Origin of the sequence: Marivita sp. S2033 (genome assembly GCF_046592965.1) — a bacterium.
GTDB lineage: Bacteria > Pseudomonadota > Alphaproteobacteria > Rhodobacterales > Rhodobacteraceae > Marivita.
In genome coordinates this window covers 66,416-81,589 of record NZ_JBISBV010000009.1, presented here as the reverse complement: position 1 = coordinate 81,589, position 15,174 = coordinate 66,416, and the positions used below count along the sequence as shown (strand labels likewise).

Genomic DNA, 15,174 nt, shown 5'->3' with positions numbered 1-15,174 from the left:
CCGATCGCGATGGAAGAGGGCCTGCGCTTCGCCATCCGCGAAGGCGGCCGCACCGTCGGCTCCGGCGTCGTGTCGAAAATCGTCGCGTAACCGACGGTCAATTGAATAAGGCGGGGCGGCGTCAGGCCGTCCCGTATTCGGTTCGATGAAGGGGCAGGGTGGTCCTGCCTCATCCTCTCAACCGCAACGCCAATGAAGGCTAAGATCAATGCAAAGCCAGAATATTCGCATTCGGCTCAAGGCGTTTGACTATCGTGTGCTCGACGCGTCGACACAGGAAATCGTCAACACTGCCAAGCGGACGGGCGCCACAGTGCGCGGCCCGATCCCGCTGCCGAACAAGATTGAGAAGTTCACCGTCCTGCGGAGCCCGCACGTCAACAAGAAATCGCGCGACCAGTGGGAAATCCGTACCCACAAGCGGTTGCTCGACATCGTTGATCCGACGCCGCAAACCGTGGATGCCCTGATGAAGCTCGACCTCGCCGCCGGCGTGGATGTCGAGATCAAGGTATAAGGAGAGTATCACATGATGCGCTCTGGTATTATCGCAAAGAAAGTCGGCATGACCCGGCTTTTCCTGGAAGACGGAAAGCAGGTTCCCGTGACCGTCCTCCAACTCGACAAGCTTCAGGTGGTCGCGCAGCGTACCGCCGAGCAACATGGCTATTCCGCTGTCCAACTCGGCACCGGCTCGATCAAGGCAAAGCGCGTCTCCAAGGCGATGCGTGGGCATTTCTCTGCCGCCAACGTCGAACCCAAGCGTAAAGTGGCTGAATTTCGCGTGGCACCCGAAAACCTGATCAACGTGGGCGAAGAGATCACGGCCGACCATTACTTCGAAGGTCAGTTCGTGGATGTCTCCGGCACCTCGATCGGTAAGGGTTTTGCCGGTGCCATGAAGCGGCACAACTTCGGCGGTCTGCGGGCCTCGCACGGTGTGTCGATTTCGCACCGTTCGCATGGTTCGACCGGTCAGTGTCAGGATCCCGGCAAGGTCTTCAAAGGCAAGAAGATGGCTGGCCATATGGGCGCTGTCAAAGTGACCACCCAGAACCTGCAGGTCGTCAAGACCGATGCGGATCGGGGTATCATCATGGTCAAGGGCGCCGTTCCCGGCTCCAAGGGCGGATGGGTCACGGTCAAGGACGCCATGAAGAAGCCGACGCCGGAAAACATCATCCTGCCCGCCGCGCTGCGGTCGGCCGGTGAGGAAGCCAAGCGTCTGGCCGAGGAAGCCGCAGCTCAGGCAGCAGCCGAGGAAGCCGCAGCAGCAGAAGCCGCAGCAGCCGAGCAGGCCGCAGCGGAAGAAGCGGGTCTGAAGGAAGCCGAGGCTGACATCGAAGCTGAGAAGAAGGAAGGCGACGAATGAAACTCGACGTGATCAAACTCGACGGCGGCAAGGCCGGGTCGGTCGAGCTCGGCGACGACATCTTCGGGCTCGAGCCGCGCGCGGACATTATTCACCGTGTGGTTCGCTGGCAGCGCAACAAGGCGCAGCAGGGCACACACAAGGTCAAGACACGGTCCGAAGTGAGCTACTCGACCAAGAAGATCTATCGCCAGAAGGGCACCGGCGGCGCACGCCACGGCGCGCGCTCGGCTCCGATCTTTCGCGGTGGTGGCATCTACAAGGGTCCGGTCCCGCGCAGCCATGCGCATGATCTGCCCAAGAAGGTGCGTATGCTGGGCCTCAAGCACGCTTTGTCCGCCAAGGTCAAAGAGGGCTCGCTGGTCATCATCGACAGCATCGATTCCGATGGCAAAACCGGCGCGCTGGCCAAGCAGGTCCGCGATCTGGGTTGGAAGCGCGCACTGGTCATCGACGGTGCCGAGGTGAACGAGAACTTTCTCCGTGCCGCGGCCAATATCGACGGCCTGGATGTGCTCCCGTCCATGGGCGCAAACGTCTATGACATCCTCAAGCGTGACACGCTCGTGCTCACGAAGGCGGGTGTCGAAGCACTGGAGGCTCGTTTGAAATGAGCGCGAAAGCAGAACATTACGATGTGATCCGCAAGCCGATCATCACCGAGAAAACCACAATGGCGTCCGAAAACGGCGCCGTGGTCTTCGAAGTGGCGATCGACGCCAACAAACCTCAGATCAAGAGTGCCGTCGAGGCGCTCTTCGGTGTGACGGTCAAGGCGGTCAACACGACGATCACCAAGGGCAAGACCAAGCGTTTCAAGGGGACCATGGGTCGCCGGAAAGACGTGAAGAAAGCCTACGTGACGCTTGCCGAAGGCAACACGATCGACGTGACCACGGGTCTGTGATCGGTTCGGGCTTTGGCCCGATCTATGAGAATGAGAAAGCCCCTCGCTAGTGATGGCCGGGGGCTTTTTGTTTCCAAACACCCGAGATGTCTTCTCGATTAAATGTTGCGTTCCGATCCCAATTCTGGCCGGAGCATGGCTTTGTTCATCGCTGACAAAGAAATTAAACTGACTTCGAAATATGGAGCGGAATGTGGATGATAAATCGAAGGCTGAAAAGGCAATAACCGAAATCTATCAGAGATACGGATTATCAGAATTAGACGACATTCGATCTTTTTCCGATGGGGAGATTTTGCGAATTCCAGGCGTAGGTAGGACGTTGCTTAACTCGTTAAGGCTTTACTACCCGTTCGATCCTTCAAAACATAATATTCGATTGGAGCGTGATCCGATTGAGTTAAATCCCGTTTTGGTGCCGACCATTAACCTAGGATCAATTCACGACGTTGAAGCCGCACGTGTTTACAAAGGCAACATCTTAATCCAAATTCGGGATCACGATGAGCTCCTTCCTATCCGCTTACGTTGGGAAAATAGCCAAGATCGAATGAAAGAAGTTGAAAGTCTTGGCTTTGGCATTCTGCAAGATAATGCTCTCGTGCGGCTTGGAGTTTATTTCCCCGAATTGTTTCATGTGCGAAATTTGGATTTTACTAAGTGCTTCGCTGATGATGAGTGAGACTTTTGCTCGTATGAATTCACGGTTCTGACGCGACAGGCAAAAATAATAATCGAACTTTATCATAAATGTTAAAAGTTATCAGTAGGATGCATCGAAATTTAGGGAAGTATTCATCAGGTAGCTGATGTTACGCCAGGCGACTCGAAAATGCAGCTGTGTTAAGTGCAGCGCGTAATGCCGGAACCCATAGGCAAACGGTTGATCTCTAGTAGTCAATCTGCGGCCCTTGACCCCACACCCCTCACCGCCTAGTAACCCCCAACCGCGTAGCCCCGGATTCGTCCGGGGCTTCGTTGTTGTCTGTTCGGCGCGCTCTCGGGCGACCACCGGATCGACACCTCCCGGCGTGCTTCTTGGGCGCGCCGAACGAACCGGGGACCTTCGGGGCCCTATACTCAGGCAGGCCAAACCTGCCCAAACATAGCGGGGCGCATGCCTCGCATCTGCTAACGGAAGACAGAAAGCATGGCACTCAAGTCGTACAAACCGACGACGCCGGGCCAGCGCGGGCTGGTGCTGATCGACCGTTCGGAGCTGTGGAAAGGCCGTCCGGTCAAATCCCTTACTGAGGGTTTGACCAAATCGGGTGGCCGGAACAACACCGGACGTATTACATCGCGCCGTCGCGGTGGTGGGGCAAAACGCCTTTACCGGATCGTCGATTTTAAAAGAAACAAAGTGGATGTGAGCGCGACTGTCGCCCGCATCGAATATGACCCCAACCGGACGGCGTTCATCGCTCTGGTGCAGTATGATGACGGCGAACAGGCCTACATCCTTGCGCCTCAGCGTCTTGCCATCGGTGACCGGATCGTTGCATCGCCCAAGGCTGACGTGAAGCCCGGTAACGCGATGCCGTTCTCGGGGATGCCGATCGGGACGATCGTGCACAATATCGAGCTGAAGCCCGGAAAGGGTGGACAGATCGCGCGCGCCGCAGGCACCTATGCCCAATTCGTGGGTCGTGATGGTGGCTACGCGCAGATCCGTCTGAGCTCGGGCGAACTGCGCCTGGTCCGTCAGGAATGCATGGCCACCGTCGGTGCCGTGTCCAACCCCGACAACTCCAACCAGAACTTCGGCAAAGCGGGCCGTATGCGCCACAAGGGCATCCGTCCGTCCGTTCGTGGTGTCGTGATGAACCCGATCGACCACCCCCACGGTGGTGGTGAAGGCCGGACCTCTGGTGGTCGTCACCCCGTCACTCCTTGGGGCAAGCCGACCAAAGGCAAGCGCACCCGCAACAAAAACAAGGCGTCGCAAAAGCTGATCATCCGCTCGCGTCACGCCAAGAAGAAGGGGCGGTAAACCATGTCGCGCTCTGTATGGAAGGGCCCGTTCGTCGATGCCTATGTCTTGAAAAAGGCAGAAGCGTCGCGCGATTCCGGCCGCAACGAAGTCATCAAAATCTGGTCGCGCCGCTCGACGATCCTGCCCCAGTTCGTGGGCCTGACGTTTGGCGTGTATAACGGCCATAAACATGTTCCTGTGAACGTCACCGAAGACATGATCGGTCAGAAGTTCGGCGAGTACTCGCCAACTCGGACCTATTACGGTCACGCGGCTGACAAAAAAGCGAAGCGGAAGTAAGTCATGGGCCAGGAAAAGAACCCCCGCCGCGTGGCAGACAACGAAGCAATGGCAAAACTGCGCATGCTTCGCACCAGCCCGCAAAAGCTCAACCTTGTCGCCGGTCTGATCCGCGGCAAGAAAGTCGACAAGGCGCTCAACGATCTGACCTTCTCCAAGAAGCGGATCGCGGTTGACGTGAAGAAATGCCTTCAGTCGGCCATCGCCAATGCCGAAAACAACCACGGGCTCGACGTTGACGAACTGGTCGTCGCCGAAGCCTATGTGGGCAAGAACCTCGTGATGAAGCGTGGCCGTCCGCGGGCCCGTGGCCGGTTCGGCAAGATCATGAAGCCGTTTTCGGAGATCACCATCCTGGTGCGTCAAGTCGAGGAGCAAGCCTAATGGGTAACAAAACCAACCCGATCGGTATGCGTCTTCAGGTCAACCGCACCTGGGACAGCCGCTGGTACGCAGACACCAAGGACTACGGCAACCTTCTGCTGGAAGACATCGCCATTCGCGCGTTCATCCACGAAGAGTGCAAGCAGGCCGGTGTTGCGCGTGTCATCATCGAACGTCCGCACAAGAAGTGCCGCGTCACCATCCACACCGCACGCCCCGGCGTCATCATCGGCAAGAAAGGCGCAGACATCGAAACCCTGCGCAAGAAGCTGGCCGCGATGACCGACAGCGAATTGCATCTCAACATCGTTGAAGTGCGCAAGCCCGAGCTTGACGCGCAGCTGGTCGGCGAGAACATCGCCCAGCAGCTCGAGCGTCGTGTGTCGTTCCGCCGTGCGATGAAACGCGCGGTTCAGAACGCCATGCGCATGGGCGCGCTTGGTATCCGTGTGAACGTCGCGGGCCGTCTTGGCGGTGCCGAGATTGCGCGGACCGAATGGTATCGTGAAGGCCGTGTGCCGCTTCATACCCTTCGTGCAGACATCGATTACGCCAATGTCGAAGCGGAAACCGCTTATGGCATCATCGGCATCAAGGTCTGGATCTTCAAAGGCGAGATCATGGATCATGATCCGTCGGCGCGGGATCGTAAGGCACAGGAACTCCAGGATGGTCCGGCCCCGCGTGGCGCCGGTGGCCGTCGCTAGGAAGGAATGACAAATGCTTCAACCAAAACGCACTAAATTCCGCAAGATGTTCAAAGGCCGGATCAAGGGAGAAGCCAAAGGCGGCTCCGATCTGAACTTCGGCACTTACGGTCTCAAGTCAATCGAGCCTGAGCGTGTGACTGCACGCCAGATCGAAGCGGCTCGCCGCGCCATGACGCGCCACATGAAGCGTCAGGGCCGGGTCTGGATCCGGATTTTCCCGGACACGCCTGTGACGTCCAAGCCTACCGAAGTCCGCATGGGTAAAGGTAAAGGCTCGGTCGATTACTGGGCCGCCAAGGTCAAGCCGGGCCGCGTGATGTTCGAAATCGACGGTGTCGGTGAGGATGTCGCCCGCGAAGCCCTGCGTCTTGCCGCGATGAAACTGCCGGTGAAAACACGGGTCGTAGTTCGCGAGGACTGGTAAAGGCCGGTGCGTGCAAGCACGCACCCTACGAGATTTGAAAAACCCCCGGTGCGAAAGCGCCGGGGGTTTTTTCATGTTATGATGCGTCGACCTTGATTGGTCGCGAGGCAATGTGCATCTAGACAGGAGATGATGGTTCAGGGAGTCAAACGTGACTGACGAAAAGACTAACAAAACGCCAGTGAAGGGCGGCGTGATTTCGCGAAGCGCTGTAAGCGGCCGGTTCGTATCGGTTCAAAGCGGCTCAAAAATTACCAAAAGCTCAGTAAAAACTCGGAAGACCGTTGAAGCTGTGAGCAATCGCAGAAAGGACGCGCTCGCGCGTTTGGCCGATCGTTAGGCGACATTACAGGCTGAATTTGGCAGACGCGATCTCCGCACATGAAGCTGCGTTGGTGTTTGGAGGAAGGGCGGGCATCGTGAGCCTGCACCTTGTCGAATCTTCGATTTTTCGCCCTTATTCGGGCTATCACCATAGAATATGGGCAAAGGCGGCTGCTCTGCTGGAAAGCGTCGTGAATAATCACGGTTTCGTGGATGGGAACAAACGAACTGCCTGGATTCTAACGGAATTACTCGTCGAAAGAAGTGGATACTTCCTTGATATCCCTGCCGATGAAAGAATCGACGACCTTGTTGTGGAGGTCGCACAAGGTAATGTGGAATTTGGCGAACTGGAACGTTGGTTTGAGGCGAGAATAGTAATCAACGATGATTAGCTACTCCCACCGGTAATTGAAACTCACCGACACCCGCTCGTCTTCGGACTGGTTCATCACCACCTCATGCCGCATCCAGCTTTCCCACAGCAGCACGTCGCCGACCGCTGGTTTGACATAGATGAAGTTCCGCATCTCCTCGCGCGCATCCTTGCGGCGGGGTGGGGCGGCCATCATCATCGCGTGGCGCGGGTCTTCGAGTTTCAAGGCTGACGCACCTTCCGGCATGGCGACATAGGTTGTGCCGGAAATCACCGAATGGGGGTGGATATGGGCGGCGTGAAAGCCCCCTTCGGGCAGGATGTTGATCCAGAGATCCTCCAGCACCAGCTTGCGCCCATCGAGGTCGAACGCCAGATCCTCGGCAAACGCCGCGACATGTGAATCGAGCGACGTGACAAGGTCGGCAAAAATCGGAAAGCGCCAGGGCAGGTCGCTAAGCGACGCATAAGAGGTGTAGCCCGGATAGGCGTTCTGCTCGCACCATTCCTGACCGGCTTCATCGTCTTCGGCGATGGTGAGACAGGAGGTCTCCATCTCGTCGGCGTTGATTGCAGGTCCATGCTCGGAGAGTGGAGCGTGATAGAGGCGGGTCACGAAGAGGGATTTGATTTGGCTCATATCGATTGCCTTACACCCCAATGCGCGGCATGGCGAGACTTGAGCGTTTCAAAACACCTGTTGGTTGGCCCGCGACAGGTGGAAGCCGTGACCGTCTTCATTGCGGCATTGCAATCCGGAAGTGGCCGAATAGCAGGTGAAGCCGCCGAATTTACCTTCGACATTGTATTCAGCCACGCCCTGCGCGCCGGTCGGTTGCGCCTCTGGACCGGCGCAAATTGCACTGACACCACCTCTGTTTCGCATGTAAAACGACACCCCTCGGCTGACCGGGCAACCGGAGAGCGACGCGACACGGGCGGGTTGACTGCGCTGAAATATGGTACATTCGATGTCCGAGCCTTCGAACCCTTCTCCGACGGTGCATTCTATGTTGCCGGACGGTGTATTGAAGCTCCAGACATCGGCGATGGCAGGTGTGGCGATGAGTGAGCATGAAGCAATGACGCGTATCAACATGGGAAACCTCGGACCGTTTGACTCGTGACTGCCCCGTAGTCTAGCAGGTGATACACCTTCTGTGTCGGACTTTTTGAGAGAGCCCGGTGCTGAACGCGAAAAGGAGGTTGCGCCGCTCTGTCGTCCGGACTATACGCGCCACTTCATCCACCTCCACCGGGAATCGGGGTGACCCACGTCAACGATGGGGCCCGCCGGTGATGTTGATAGAAAGGAACGGCGCATGAACGCCAAGGAACTGAATGACAAGACACCGGATCAACTCCGGGACGAGCTTGTCACGCTGAAGAAAGAGGCCTTCAACCTCCGCTTTCAGCAGGCCACGAGCCAGCTTGAGAACACCGCGCGTATCCGTCAGGTGCGCCGCAACGTAGCACGGGTGCAAACCGTGCTGACCCAAAAGGCCGCCGCTGCGGCCAGCGACGCGACGACAGGAGCCTGATCAGATGCCCAAACGTATCCTTTCCGGCACCGTCACATCGACAGCCAACGCCCAGACCGTAACTGTCTCTGTCGAGCGCCGCTTCAAGCACCCGGTTCTGCAAAAGACGATCCGGAAGTCGAAGAAATATCGCGCCCACGATGAGGCCGAGAAATTCGCCGTAGGTGACATGGTCCGTATCCAGGAATGTGCGCCGAAATCGAAGACCAAACGCTGGGAAGTCGTCGCCGAGTAAGCGATGCCTTTTCAGGTTTAACGAAACCCCCGAACCAATGCCTCAGTCAGAGCGGTTCGGGACGTCGGGAGACAAACTATGATCCAGATGCAGACCAATCTGGATGTTGCTGACAACTCCGGCGCACGCCGAGTTCAGTGCATCAAGGTTCTGGGTGGGTCCAAGCGGAAATACGCGTCGGTGGGTGACATCATCGTCGTTTCCGTGAAGGAAGCCATCCCGCGCGGTCGCGTGAAGAAGGGCGACGTCCGTAAGGCCGTCGTCGTGCGCACCGCCAAAGAAGTTCGTCGTGAAGACGGCACAGCCATCCGCTTTGACCGCAACGCCGCGGTGATCCTGAACAACGCAGGTGAACCCATCGGCACGCGTATCTTCGGGCCGGTCGTGCGCGAGCTGCGCGCCAAGAACTTCATGAAAATCATCTCGCTTGCTCCGGAGGTGCTGTAATGGCTGCTAAACTCCGTAAAGGTGACAAGGTGGTTGTGCTTGCCGGTAAAGACAAAGGCAAGTCGGGCACCATCTCCTCTGTCGATCCCAAGGCCGGCAAGGCCGTGGTCGATGGTGTGAACATGGCGATCCGCCATGTGCGTCAGTCGCAGACAAGCCAGGGTGGTCGCACTCCCAAGGCGATGCCGATCGACCTGAGCAATCTTGCGATCGTCGATGCGAATGGCAAACCAACCCGCGTCGGCTTCAAGATCGAAGGCGACAAGAAGGTGCGCTTTGCGAAAACCACGGGGGATGTGATCGATGCTTGATACTGCAACCTATACCCCGCGTCTCAAGACCGCGTTCAACGAGTCGATCAAGCCTGCTATGAAAGAAGAGTTCGGCTACTCGAATGACTTGATGATCCCGCGTCTGGACAAGATCGTGCTGAACATCGGCTGCGGCGCCGAAGCTGTCAAAGACAGCAAGAAGGCCAAATCCGCAGTTGAGGATCTGACCAAGATTGCTGGTCAGCAGGCCGTCACCACCAAGGCAAAGAAATCCATCGCGGGCTTCCGCGTTCGCGAAGAAATGCCTCTTGGTGCCAAGGTCACGCTGCGCGGCGATCGGATGTACGATTTTCTTGATCGTCTGATCACTGTGGCGATGCCCCGCATCCGCGACTTCCGCGGTGTGAAGCCGTCGTTTGACGGCCGTGGCAACTTTGCCATGGGCATGAAAGAGCACATCGTCTTCCCCGAGATCGACTTTGACAAGGTCGATGAGGTTTGGGGTTTGGACATCATCATCACGACGACCGCTGATACCGACGCGGAAGCCAAGGCGCTGTTGAAGCATTTCAACATGCCATTCAACGCCTGAGGGGACCCTATTCATGGCGAAGAAAGCAATGATCGAACGCGAGAAGAAGCGTCAGAAGCTGGTGGCGAAATACGCCGACAAGCGTGCTGAGCTGAAAGAGATCGCAAACGATGAAGGCAAGCCGATGGAAGAGCGTTTCAAAGCGCGCCTCAAGCTTGCCAAACTGCCGCGGAACAGCGCGCCGTCGCGCCTGCACAACCGCTGCCAACTCACCGGGCGTCCGCACGCCTATTATCGCAAACTCAAGGTCAGCCGGATCGCGCTTCGCGAACTTGCCAGCAATGGCAAGGCACCCGGTATGGTCAAGTCGAGCTGGTAAGGAGGGCATAGTATGAACGATCCTATCGGCGATATGCTCACCCGTATCCGCAACGCTCAGATGCGCGGTAAGTCCACAACGCACACGCCCGCCTCCAAGGCGCGCAAGCGTGTTCTCGACGTTATGGCGGACGAAGGTTACATTCGGGGGTACGAAGAGACCACCGATGCGTCCGGCCACCCCGCGTTTGAAATCAGCCTCAAGTACTACGATGGCACCCCCGTGATCCGCGAACTCAAGCGCGTGTCCAAGCCGGGTCGCCGCGTGTATCTGGGTGTGAACGATATCCCGCAGGTCCGTCAGGGCCTGGGCGTGTCCATCGTTTCCACATCCAAAGGCGTCATGACCGATGCAAGTGCCCGCAGCCAGAATGTTGGCGGCGAAGTACTTTGCACGGTCTTCTAAGGAGGTCTGGTAAATGTCTCGTATTGGCAAGAAACCGGTCGAGCTGCCCTCGGGTGTCTCTGCATCCGTGTCCGGCCAGACCGTTGAAGTGAAGGGACCGAAAGGGACCCAGAGCTTTACCGCAACCGACGATGTGACCATCACGGTCGATGACAACGCCATCAGCGTGGAGCCTCGCGGCAAATCCAAACGCGCGCGTCAGCAGTGGGGCATGTCCCGCTCGGTGATCGCGAACGTTGTGCATGGTGTTTCCGACACGTTCAAGAAAGAGCTTGAAATTCAAGGTGTTGGTTATCGTGCTCAGCTTCAGGGAAAAGTTCTGAAACTGAACCTTGGTCTGTCGCATGACGTGAATTTTGAAATTCCGGACGGAGTGACCGTCACTGTGCCCAAGCAGACGGAAATCGTGGTCGAAGGCCATGATCTCCAGCAGGTTGGACAAGTGGCTGCGAACATTCGCGAATGGCGTCGGCCCGAGCCCTACAAGGGCAAAGGCATCCGCTACAAAGGCGAATTCATCTTCCGTAAGGAAGGCAAGAAGAAGTAAGGACGCAAGGACATGGCAAACAGTAAACGTGATCTGTTCCAGAAACGCCGCCTGCGCGTTCGGAACAAACTCCGCAAGGTCAATGCCGGGCGCCCGCGCCTGAGCGTTCACCGCTCGAACAAGAACATCAGCGTTCAGCTGATCGACGATGTTCAGGGTGTCACGCTGGCATCTGCATCGAGCATGGAAAAGGACCTGGCGGGCGACGGCAAGAACACCGTCGAACTGGCCCAGAAGGTCGGCGCGGCGATTGCCGAGCGTGCCAAGAAGGCCGGTGTCGAAGAAGCCTATTTCGACCGTGGCGGCTTTCTCTTCCACGGCCGGATCAAGGCTCTGGCCGACGCCGCCCGCGAAGGTGGTCTGAAGATCTAGGAGAGGCGCCGCTCCGGCTCTCTCTGACCGAAATATCAAGGTGCGCTGCGAAGGCGCGCCTTGTTTTGCAGACGGAAACGTCTCGATGATCCGGGAGCGCATGTCAGCTCACCTGGATTGGACAACGGGCATGACGCCCACAAGATGAAGGATGCCTTTGAATGGCAGAACGTGACAACCGTCGGGGCGGACGCCGCGACCGTGAAGAGCAAACACCGGAATTCGCCGACCGTCTGGTCGCGATCAACCGGGTGTCGAAAACCGTCAAGGGTGGTAAGCGTTTCGGCTTTGCAGCCCTCGTCATCGTGGGCGACCAAAAGGGCCGTGTCGGCTTTGGCAAAGGTAAGGCCAAGGAGGTTCCCGAGGCCATCCGCAAGGCGACCGAGCAGGCCAAGCGCAAGATGATGCGCGTGCCGCTGCGCGAAGGCCGCACATTGCACCACGACATGGAAGGCCGTCATGGCGCCGGTCGTGTGACCATGCGCACCGCGCCGCAGGGTACCGGTATCATTGCCGGTGGTCCGATGCGTGCCGTGTTCGAAATGCTGGGTGTGCAGGACGTGGTGGCAAAGTCCATCGGGTCGCAGAACCCCTACAACATGATCCGCGCCACGCTGAACGGACTGAGCAAGGAATCCAGCCCGCGCTCCGTTGCCCAGCGTCGCGGTAAGAAAGTGGCCGACATTCTGCCCAAGCGCGACGATCATCCGCGCATTGATGGCGAACAGGCCCCCGTGTCCGAGGAGGCATAAACCATGGCCAAGACAATCGTAGTCAAGCAGGTCGGCTCGCCGATCCGCCGCCCCGCCGTGCAGCGTCAAACGCTGATCGGTCTGGGTCTCAACAAGATGCACAAGACCCGCGTGCTTGAGGACACACCTGCCATCCGCGGCATGGTGTCCAAGGTATCGCACATGGTCGAGATCATCGAAGAGCGCGACTAAACACTGCTCGCGCAATCCGTTATTCGCCGTGGCGAATAACGCTATAATCCAGAAACGCCCTTCGGTTTTCATCGGGGGGCGTTTCACGTTTTCGGTATAATGCCGCCGTTTGACGCCGGATTCCTTGCGGCATTATCCAATGGCGCTACGCTACGGGTCTGAAACGCAATGAGGGAGGCCCAAGATGACCCATACTCGCCGAACATTCCTGACAACCGCCGCTGCGGCTGGTACCGTGACGTTCCTGCCATTCGCGGGCCGCGCCGCCGGGCATTTGCCCAACGAGTTCAAATATGATGGCGGACTTGTCACGGTCCATCCGGTCGCACACGCATCGTTTGTGATGGAAACACCATCGGGCACGATCTATGTCGATCCGGTCGGAGAGGCGGCGCAATATGGCGATTATCCAAGCGCCGATCTCATTCTCATCACGCATGAGCATGGCGACCACTACAACGCCGAGACATTGGCAGCGATCATGGCCGAGAACACCCAGCTCATCACCAACCCCGCCGTCTTCGACATGTTGCCGGAGGACTTGAAGGCCAGGGCGTCCTCGCTCGGCAACGGTGACGCGGCCGCGTTTAACGGCGTCGGTATCAATGCGATTCCCGCCTACAACACCACAGAGGACCGGCTCCAGTTTCACCCCGAGGGGCGCGACAACGGTTATGTCCTCGATTTCAACGGCCTGCGTGTCTACATTTCCGGCGATACCGAGGACATCCCGGCGATGCGCGAACTTGAGAATATAGACTTGGCCTTTGTCTGCATGAACCTGCCGTTCACCATGGACGCCACCGCCGCCGCATCCGCCGTTTCCGAGTTTGCGCCGACATATGTCTATCCCTACCACTATCGCGGTCGCGATGGGGGGACGCAGGATCCCGCGAAGTTCGCGTCGATGTTGGAGGGCGATATCGAGGTCAGGATGGGCGAGTGGTACAGTTGATCCGTCGATAATGAAAACGGCCACCGCTTGGGGTGGCCGTTTGTCTTATGCGGGTTGAGCCTGCGCTGACGATTGTCAGACGACAGCTTTGCCCTTGGCCACAGCATGGTAAAGCGCACCGCCGAGAACGGCACCGATGACCCAGTTGTAGCCGGTCAGGAATGCGAACCACGGAACCCAGACGGTCGCCACCGAAAAGATCGCTGCGATCGCGAATGCCTGAACCGCAACGCCGTTCCAGCCGTTTCCGTAGTAATAGCGCCCACCTTCGGTTTTGTAGAGGTCGTCGAGATCGAGCTCTTCGTTGCGGTGCATGTAGTAATCCACGATCATGATCCCGAAAAGCGGTGCAAGCGTCGCGCCCAGCGTGTTGACGAAGCCGCTGATCCCGAACTGGCTGATGAAGCTGGTCCAGAACCCGCCGATCACCAGCGCGAAGGCCGACGTGATCAACCCGGCCTTGCGGAAGCTGATCTTGTCAGGTGACAGGTTGGCGATGCCGTTTACGGCCGGGATGAAGTTTGCCACCAGATTGATCCCCATTGTCGCGGCAAAGAAGGTGATCGCCGCGATCACGCCGAGAAGGACACTGTCGGTGCGCTCCACGATTTCGGTCGGGTTGATGATTTTCTCACCGAACACGACCGCCGCTCCGCCCGTTGTCAGCAGCGCCAGCGCGGAAAACAGGATCATGTTGAACGGCAATCCCGTGAGGTTGCCCATTTTCATGGCCGACTTGCTCCGGGCATAGCGCGAGAAATCGCTGAAGTTGATCATGACGGCCGCAAAATAGGCGACCATCGTGCCGACGATGGCGACAAACCCGGTGACCTCGGTCCAGAAGGTGCCTTCGGGATTGGCAAAGATGGTGGCCGTCGCTTCGAGAAGTTGGCCGTCAGAGCGTTGCCACAGCACCACGACAAGACCGATCATGACGACGTAAACAAAAGGCCCGGCGATGTTGAGGAAGGTTTCGACCCATGCCATGCCACGCCAGAAAATGACGATATGCAGCGACCAGACGATCAGGAAGGACACCCAGTCGATGCCGGTCAGCCCCAGTATCTCTGTCCCCCCTTCGGAGCCGGTCAGCGATCGAATGAGAAGCGCAACTGCCGTGGAGGCAAAATAGACCTGCACCCCGTACCAGAACACCGCGACTGTCGCGCGCAGGATCGCCGGCAGCTTGGCGCCTTCGGTTCCGAGGCTCGCGCGGGCAAAGACGGGGTAGGGGATGCCGTATTTTTCACCGGCGGCCCCGGACAGGTTGACCATCCACATCGTGAACAATCCCGCGGTGATCAGCGCGGCGAATGCTGTCCAGCCGCCGACGCCATAGGAGATGAACAGCGACGCGACGAGCGAATAGCCAAACAGCGACTGCACATCATTCGCCCAAACGTTGAAAATGGCGAACCATCCCCATGTTTTTTCGCTAGGACGAACCGGGCTAAGTGTATTGCCCTCCGGACCCATTGTGTTGCTTCCGGCAACATGCGTTTGATCTAGAGTTGTCATTATAGCCTCCTTGGACAGGAGAAACGTTGGAATAGTTCAAAACCCAACGAATCTATTTGCATAAATTATACCGCTATACTAAATGAACCAATGCCGTTTCTGTTATCAATAAATTCAGGTGGCATTCTTCGTGATTTTTTGTAAATGATCTGCCGCGTCGCGACGCGCGTGCAAACTGTCACGCGCCTGGCTCTCTGCTCTTGAACCCGCGTCGGCAACGGCCTATACGCCAGCGGTGGCCGTGTGGTCACTGAT

The 15,174-nt window shown here is 57.8% G+C and carries 27 protein-coding genes; 24 read left to right on the top strand and 3 right to left on the bottom strand.

The features are described from left to right. From ACGKZZ_RS14525 to ACGKZZ_RS14470, 12 genes are all read left to right on the top strand, one after another. Window positions 1-90, top strand: a 90-nt coding sequence (locus ACGKZZ_RS14525) for a hypothetical protein (protein ID WP_411224304.1), incomplete at its 5' end; no start/stop codon positions are given. 118 nt (window positions 91-208) lie between these two features. After that, window positions 209-517 carry a 30S ribosomal protein S10 gene (gene rpsJ, locus ACGKZZ_RS14520; RefSeq protein WP_299787897.1) on the top strand — a complete coding sequence of 103 codons (309 nt, stop codon included), beginning with the start codon at window positions 209-211 and terminating at the stop codon, window positions 515-517. Window positions 518-529: 12 nt separating this feature from the next. Next, window positions 530-1,372, top strand: coding sequence for a 50S ribosomal protein L3 (gene rplC / locus ACGKZZ_RS14515; RefSeq protein WP_411224300.1), 843 nt, complete (start codon window positions 530-532; stop codon window positions 1,370-1,372). Further along, window positions 1,369-1,986 carry a 50S ribosomal protein L4 gene (rplD, locus tag ACGKZZ_RS14510; protein ID WP_411224299.1) on the top strand — a complete coding sequence of 206 codons (618 nt, stop codon included), beginning with the start codon at window positions 1,369-1,371 and terminating at the stop codon, window positions 1,984-1,986. Before rplC ends, rplD begins: the two co-directional genes overlap by 4 nt. Continuing rightward, entirely contained in the window at window positions 1,983-2,279 is a 297-nt protein-coding gene (locus tag ACGKZZ_RS14505) for a 50S ribosomal protein L23 (protein ID WP_411224298.1), read from the top strand. The genes rplD and ACGKZZ_RS14505 overlap by 4 nt, the downstream gene beginning before the upstream one ends. A 193-nt stretch (window positions 2,280-2,472) precedes the next feature. Beyond that, window positions 2,473-2,961, top strand: coding sequence for a hypothetical protein (locus tag ACGKZZ_RS14500; RefSeq protein WP_411224297.1), 489 nt, complete (start codon window positions 2,473-2,475; stop codon window positions 2,959-2,961). Window positions 2,962-3,429: 468 nt separating this feature from the next. Next, window positions 3,430-4,272: a 50S ribosomal protein L2 gene (gene rplB, locus ACGKZZ_RS14495; RefSeq protein WP_411224296.1), complete on the top strand. Its 843-nt coding sequence runs from the start codon at window positions 3,430-3,432 to the stop codon at window positions 4,270-4,272. A 3-nt stretch (window positions 4,273-4,275) separates the two neighbouring features. Continuing rightward, complete coding sequence (gene rpsS, locus ACGKZZ_RS14490) at window positions 4,276-4,554, top strand: 30S ribosomal protein S19 (protein ID WP_347200322.1); 279 nt, start codon at window positions 4,276-4,278, stop codon at window positions 4,552-4,554. Window positions 4,555-4,557: 3 nt separating this feature from the next. Next, complete coding sequence (gene rplV / locus ACGKZZ_RS14485) at window positions 4,558-4,938, top strand: 50S ribosomal protein L22 (protein WP_411224295.1); 381 nt, start codon at window positions 4,558-4,560, stop codon at window positions 4,936-4,938. Next, a complete protein-coding gene (gene rpsC / locus ACGKZZ_RS14480; protein WP_411224294.1) occupies window positions 4,938-5,645 on the top strand; it encodes a 30S ribosomal protein S3 in 708 nt (235 codons plus the stop codon). Before rplV ends, rpsC begins: the two co-directional genes overlap by 1 nt. A gap of 13 nt (window positions 5,646-5,658) precedes the next feature. Further along, window positions 5,659-6,072 (top strand): 50S ribosomal protein L16, encoded by a 414-nt coding sequence (gene rplP, locus ACGKZZ_RS14475; RefSeq protein WP_411224293.1) that lies wholly within the window; start codon window positions 5,659-5,661, stop codon window positions 6,070-6,072. A gap of 359 nt (window positions 6,073-6,431) precedes the next feature. Next, complete coding sequence (locus ACGKZZ_RS14470; protein WP_411224292.1) at window positions 6,432-6,791, top strand: type II toxin-antitoxin system death-on-curing family toxin; 360 nt, start codon at window positions 6,432-6,434, stop codon at window positions 6,789-6,791. Here ACGKZZ_RS14470 and ACGKZZ_RS14465 read toward each other — a convergent pair whose 3' ends face one another. Further along, window positions 6,792-7,412 (bottom strand): 2OG-Fe(II) oxygenase family protein, encoded by a 621-nt coding sequence (locus ACGKZZ_RS14465; protein WP_411224291.1) that lies wholly within the window; start codon window positions 7,410-7,412, stop codon window positions 6,792-6,794. Between the two features lie 48 nt (window positions 7,413-7,460). After that, entirely contained in the window at window positions 7,461-7,871 is a 411-nt protein-coding gene (locus ACGKZZ_RS14460; RefSeq protein WP_411224290.1) for a DUF6636 domain-containing protein, read from the bottom strand. A 223-nt stretch (window positions 7,872-8,094) separates the two neighbouring features. Here ACGKZZ_RS14460 and rpmC point away from each other — a divergent pair, with 223 nt between their 5' ends. From rpmC to ACGKZZ_RS14400, 12 genes are all read left to right on the top strand, one after another. Continuing rightward, on the top strand, window positions 8,095-8,313 hold the full coding sequence (rpmC, locus tag ACGKZZ_RS14455; protein WP_411224289.1) for a 50S ribosomal protein L29: 219 nt from the start codon (window positions 8,095-8,097) through the stop codon (window positions 8,311-8,313). Window positions 8,314-8,317: 4 nt separating this feature from the next. Next, window positions 8,318-8,548 carry a 30S ribosomal protein S17 gene (gene rpsQ, locus ACGKZZ_RS14450; RefSeq protein ID WP_411224288.1) on the top strand — a complete coding sequence of 77 codons (231 nt, stop codon included), beginning with the start codon at window positions 8,318-8,320 and terminating at the stop codon, window positions 8,546-8,548. A gap of 78 nt (window positions 8,549-8,626) precedes the next feature. Next, on the top strand, window positions 8,627-8,995 hold the full coding sequence (gene rplN / locus ACGKZZ_RS14445) for a 50S ribosomal protein L14 (protein ID WP_138845646.1): 369 nt from the start codon (window positions 8,627-8,629) through the stop codon (window positions 8,993-8,995). Further along, a complete protein-coding gene (rplX, locus tag ACGKZZ_RS14440; protein ID WP_411224287.1) occupies window positions 8,995-9,306 on the top strand; it encodes a 50S ribosomal protein L24 in 312 nt (103 codons plus the stop codon). The genes rplN and rplX overlap by 1 nt, the downstream gene beginning before the upstream one ends. After that, on the top strand, window positions 9,299-9,859 hold the full coding sequence (gene rplE, locus ACGKZZ_RS14435) for a 50S ribosomal protein L5 (protein WP_411224286.1): 561 nt from the start codon (window positions 9,299-9,301) through the stop codon (window positions 9,857-9,859). Before rplX ends, rplE begins: the two co-directional genes overlap by 8 nt. Window positions 9,860-9,872: 13 nt before the next feature. Continuing rightward, window positions 9,873-10,178 carry a 30S ribosomal protein S14 gene (gene rpsN / locus ACGKZZ_RS14430; RefSeq protein WP_411224285.1) on the top strand — a complete coding sequence of 102 codons (306 nt, stop codon included), beginning with the start codon at window positions 9,873-9,875 and terminating at the stop codon, window positions 10,176-10,178. A 12-nt stretch (window positions 10,179-10,190) separates the two neighbouring features. Next, the gene (gene rpsH, locus ACGKZZ_RS14425; protein WP_411224284.1) at window positions 10,191-10,583 is read left to right on the top strand and encodes a 30S ribosomal protein S8; all 393 of its coding nucleotides are present in this window, start codon (window positions 10,191-10,193) and stop codon (window positions 10,581-10,583) included. Window positions 10,584-10,596: 13 nt separating this feature from the next. Next, window positions 10,597-11,130: a 50S ribosomal protein L6 gene (gene rplF, locus ACGKZZ_RS14420; protein ID WP_411224283.1), complete on the top strand. Its 534-nt coding sequence runs from the start codon at window positions 10,597-10,599 to the stop codon at window positions 11,128-11,130. Between the two features lie 12 nt (window positions 11,131-11,142). Next, window positions 11,143-11,502, top strand: a complete 360-nt coding sequence (rplR, locus tag ACGKZZ_RS14415; protein WP_411224282.1) for a 50S ribosomal protein L18 — start codon at window positions 11,143-11,145, stop codon at window positions 11,500-11,502. 161 nt (window positions 11,503-11,663) lie between these two features. Further along, window positions 11,664-12,254 (top strand): 30S ribosomal protein S5, encoded by a 591-nt coding sequence (rpsE, locus tag ACGKZZ_RS14410; protein WP_411224281.1) that lies wholly within the window; start codon window positions 11,664-11,666, stop codon window positions 12,252-12,254. Between the two features lie 3 nt (window positions 12,255-12,257). Then, a complete protein-coding gene (gene rpmD, locus ACGKZZ_RS14405) occupies window positions 12,258-12,446 on the top strand; it encodes a 50S ribosomal protein L30 (protein WP_411224280.1) in 189 nt (62 codons plus the stop codon). Between the two features lie 184 nt (window positions 12,447-12,630). Continuing rightward, on the top strand, window positions 12,631-13,401 hold the full coding sequence (locus tag ACGKZZ_RS14400; RefSeq protein ID WP_411224279.1) for an MBL fold metallo-hydrolase: 771 nt from the start codon (window positions 12,631-12,633) through the stop codon (window positions 13,399-13,401). 75 nt (window positions 13,402-13,476) lie between these two features. Here the strand turns inward: ACGKZZ_RS14400 and ACGKZZ_RS14395 are convergent, their stop codons facing one another. After that, window positions 13,477-14,919, bottom strand: coding sequence for an NCS1 family nucleobase:cation symporter-1 (locus tag ACGKZZ_RS14395; RefSeq protein WP_411224278.1), 1,443 nt, complete (start codon window positions 14,917-14,919; stop codon window positions 13,477-13,479). Window positions 14,920-15,174 lie beyond the last annotated feature (255 nt).

Coding starts and splice junctions, on each gene's coding strand:
- ACGKZZ_RS14460 (WP_411224290.1), bottom strand. CDS start 7,871: ATGTTGATACGCGTCATTGCTTCATGCTCACTCATCGCCACACCTGCC.
- rpsN (WP_411224285.1), top strand. CDS start 9,873: ATGGCGAAGAAAGCAATGATCGAACGCGAGAAGAAGCGTCAGAAGCTG.
- rplV (WP_411224295.1), top strand. CDS start 4,558: ATGGGCCAGGAAAAGAACCCCCGCCGCGTGGCAGACAACGAAGCAATG.
- rpsE (WP_411224281.1), top strand. CDS start 11,664: ATGGCAGAACGTGACAACCGTCGGGGCGGACGCCGCGACCGTGAAGAG.
- rplC (WP_411224300.1), top strand. CDS start 530: ATGATGCGCTCTGGTATTATCGCAAAGAAAGTCGGCATGACCCGGCTT.
- rplB (WP_411224296.1), top strand. CDS start 3,430: ATGGCACTCAAGTCGTACAAACCGACGACGCCGGGCCAGCGCGGGCTG.
- ACGKZZ_RS14465 (WP_411224291.1), bottom strand. CDS start 7,412: ATGAGCCAAATCAAATCCCTCTTCGTGACCCGCCTCTATCACGCTCCA.
- rpmD (WP_411224280.1), top strand. CDS start 12,258: ATGGCCAAGACAATCGTAGTCAAGCAGGTCGGCTCGCCGATCCGCCGC.
- rplP (WP_411224293.1), top strand. CDS start 5,659: ATGCTTCAACCAAAACGCACTAAATTCCGCAAGATGTTCAAAGGCCGG.
- rplF (WP_411224283.1), top strand. CDS start 10,597: ATGTCTCGTATTGGCAAGAAACCGGTCGAGCTGCCCTCGGGTGTCTCT.
- rpsH (WP_411224284.1), top strand. CDS start 10,191: ATGAACGATCCTATCGGCGATATGCTCACCCGTATCCGCAACGCTCAG.
- rpsJ (WP_299787897.1), top strand. CDS start 209: ATGCAAAGCCAGAATATTCGCATTCGGCTCAAGGCGTTTGACTATCGT.
- rpsC (WP_411224294.1), top strand. CDS start 4,938: ATGGGTAACAAAACCAACCCGATCGGTATGCGTCTTCAGGTCAACCGC.
- ACGKZZ_RS14400 (WP_411224279.1), top strand. CDS start 12,631: ATGACCCATACTCGCCGAACATTCCTGACAACCGCCGCTGCGGCTGGT.
- rplN (WP_138845646.1), top strand. CDS start 8,627: ATGATCCAGATGCAGACCAATCTGGATGTTGCTGACAACTCCGGCGCA.
- ACGKZZ_RS14505 (WP_411224298.1), top strand. CDS start 1,983: ATGAGCGCGAAAGCAGAACATTACGATGTGATCCGCAAGCCGATCATC.
- rplE (WP_411224286.1), top strand. CDS start 9,299: ATGCTTGATACTGCAACCTATACCCCGCGTCTCAAGACCGCGTTCAAC.
- rplD (WP_411224299.1), top strand. CDS start 1,369: ATGAAACTCGACGTGATCAAACTCGACGGCGGCAAGGCCGGGTCGGTC.
- rplR (WP_411224282.1), top strand. CDS start 11,143: ATGGCAAACAGTAAACGTGATCTGTTCCAGAAACGCCGCCTGCGCGTT.
- rplX (WP_411224287.1), top strand. CDS start 8,995: ATGGCTGCTAAACTCCGTAAAGGTGACAAGGTGGTTGTGCTTGCCGGT.
- rpsS (WP_347200322.1), top strand. CDS start 4,276: ATGTCGCGCTCTGTATGGAAGGGCCCGTTCGTCGATGCCTATGTCTTG.
- ACGKZZ_RS14395 (WP_411224278.1), bottom strand. CDS start 14,919: ATGACAACTCTAGATCAAACGCATGTTGCCGGAAGCAACACAATGGGT.
- rpmC (WP_411224289.1), top strand. CDS start 8,095: ATGAACGCCAAGGAACTGAATGACAAGACACCGGATCAACTCCGGGAC.
- rpsQ (WP_411224288.1), top strand. CDS start 8,318: ATGCCCAAACGTATCCTTTCCGGCACCGTCACATCGACAGCCAACGCC.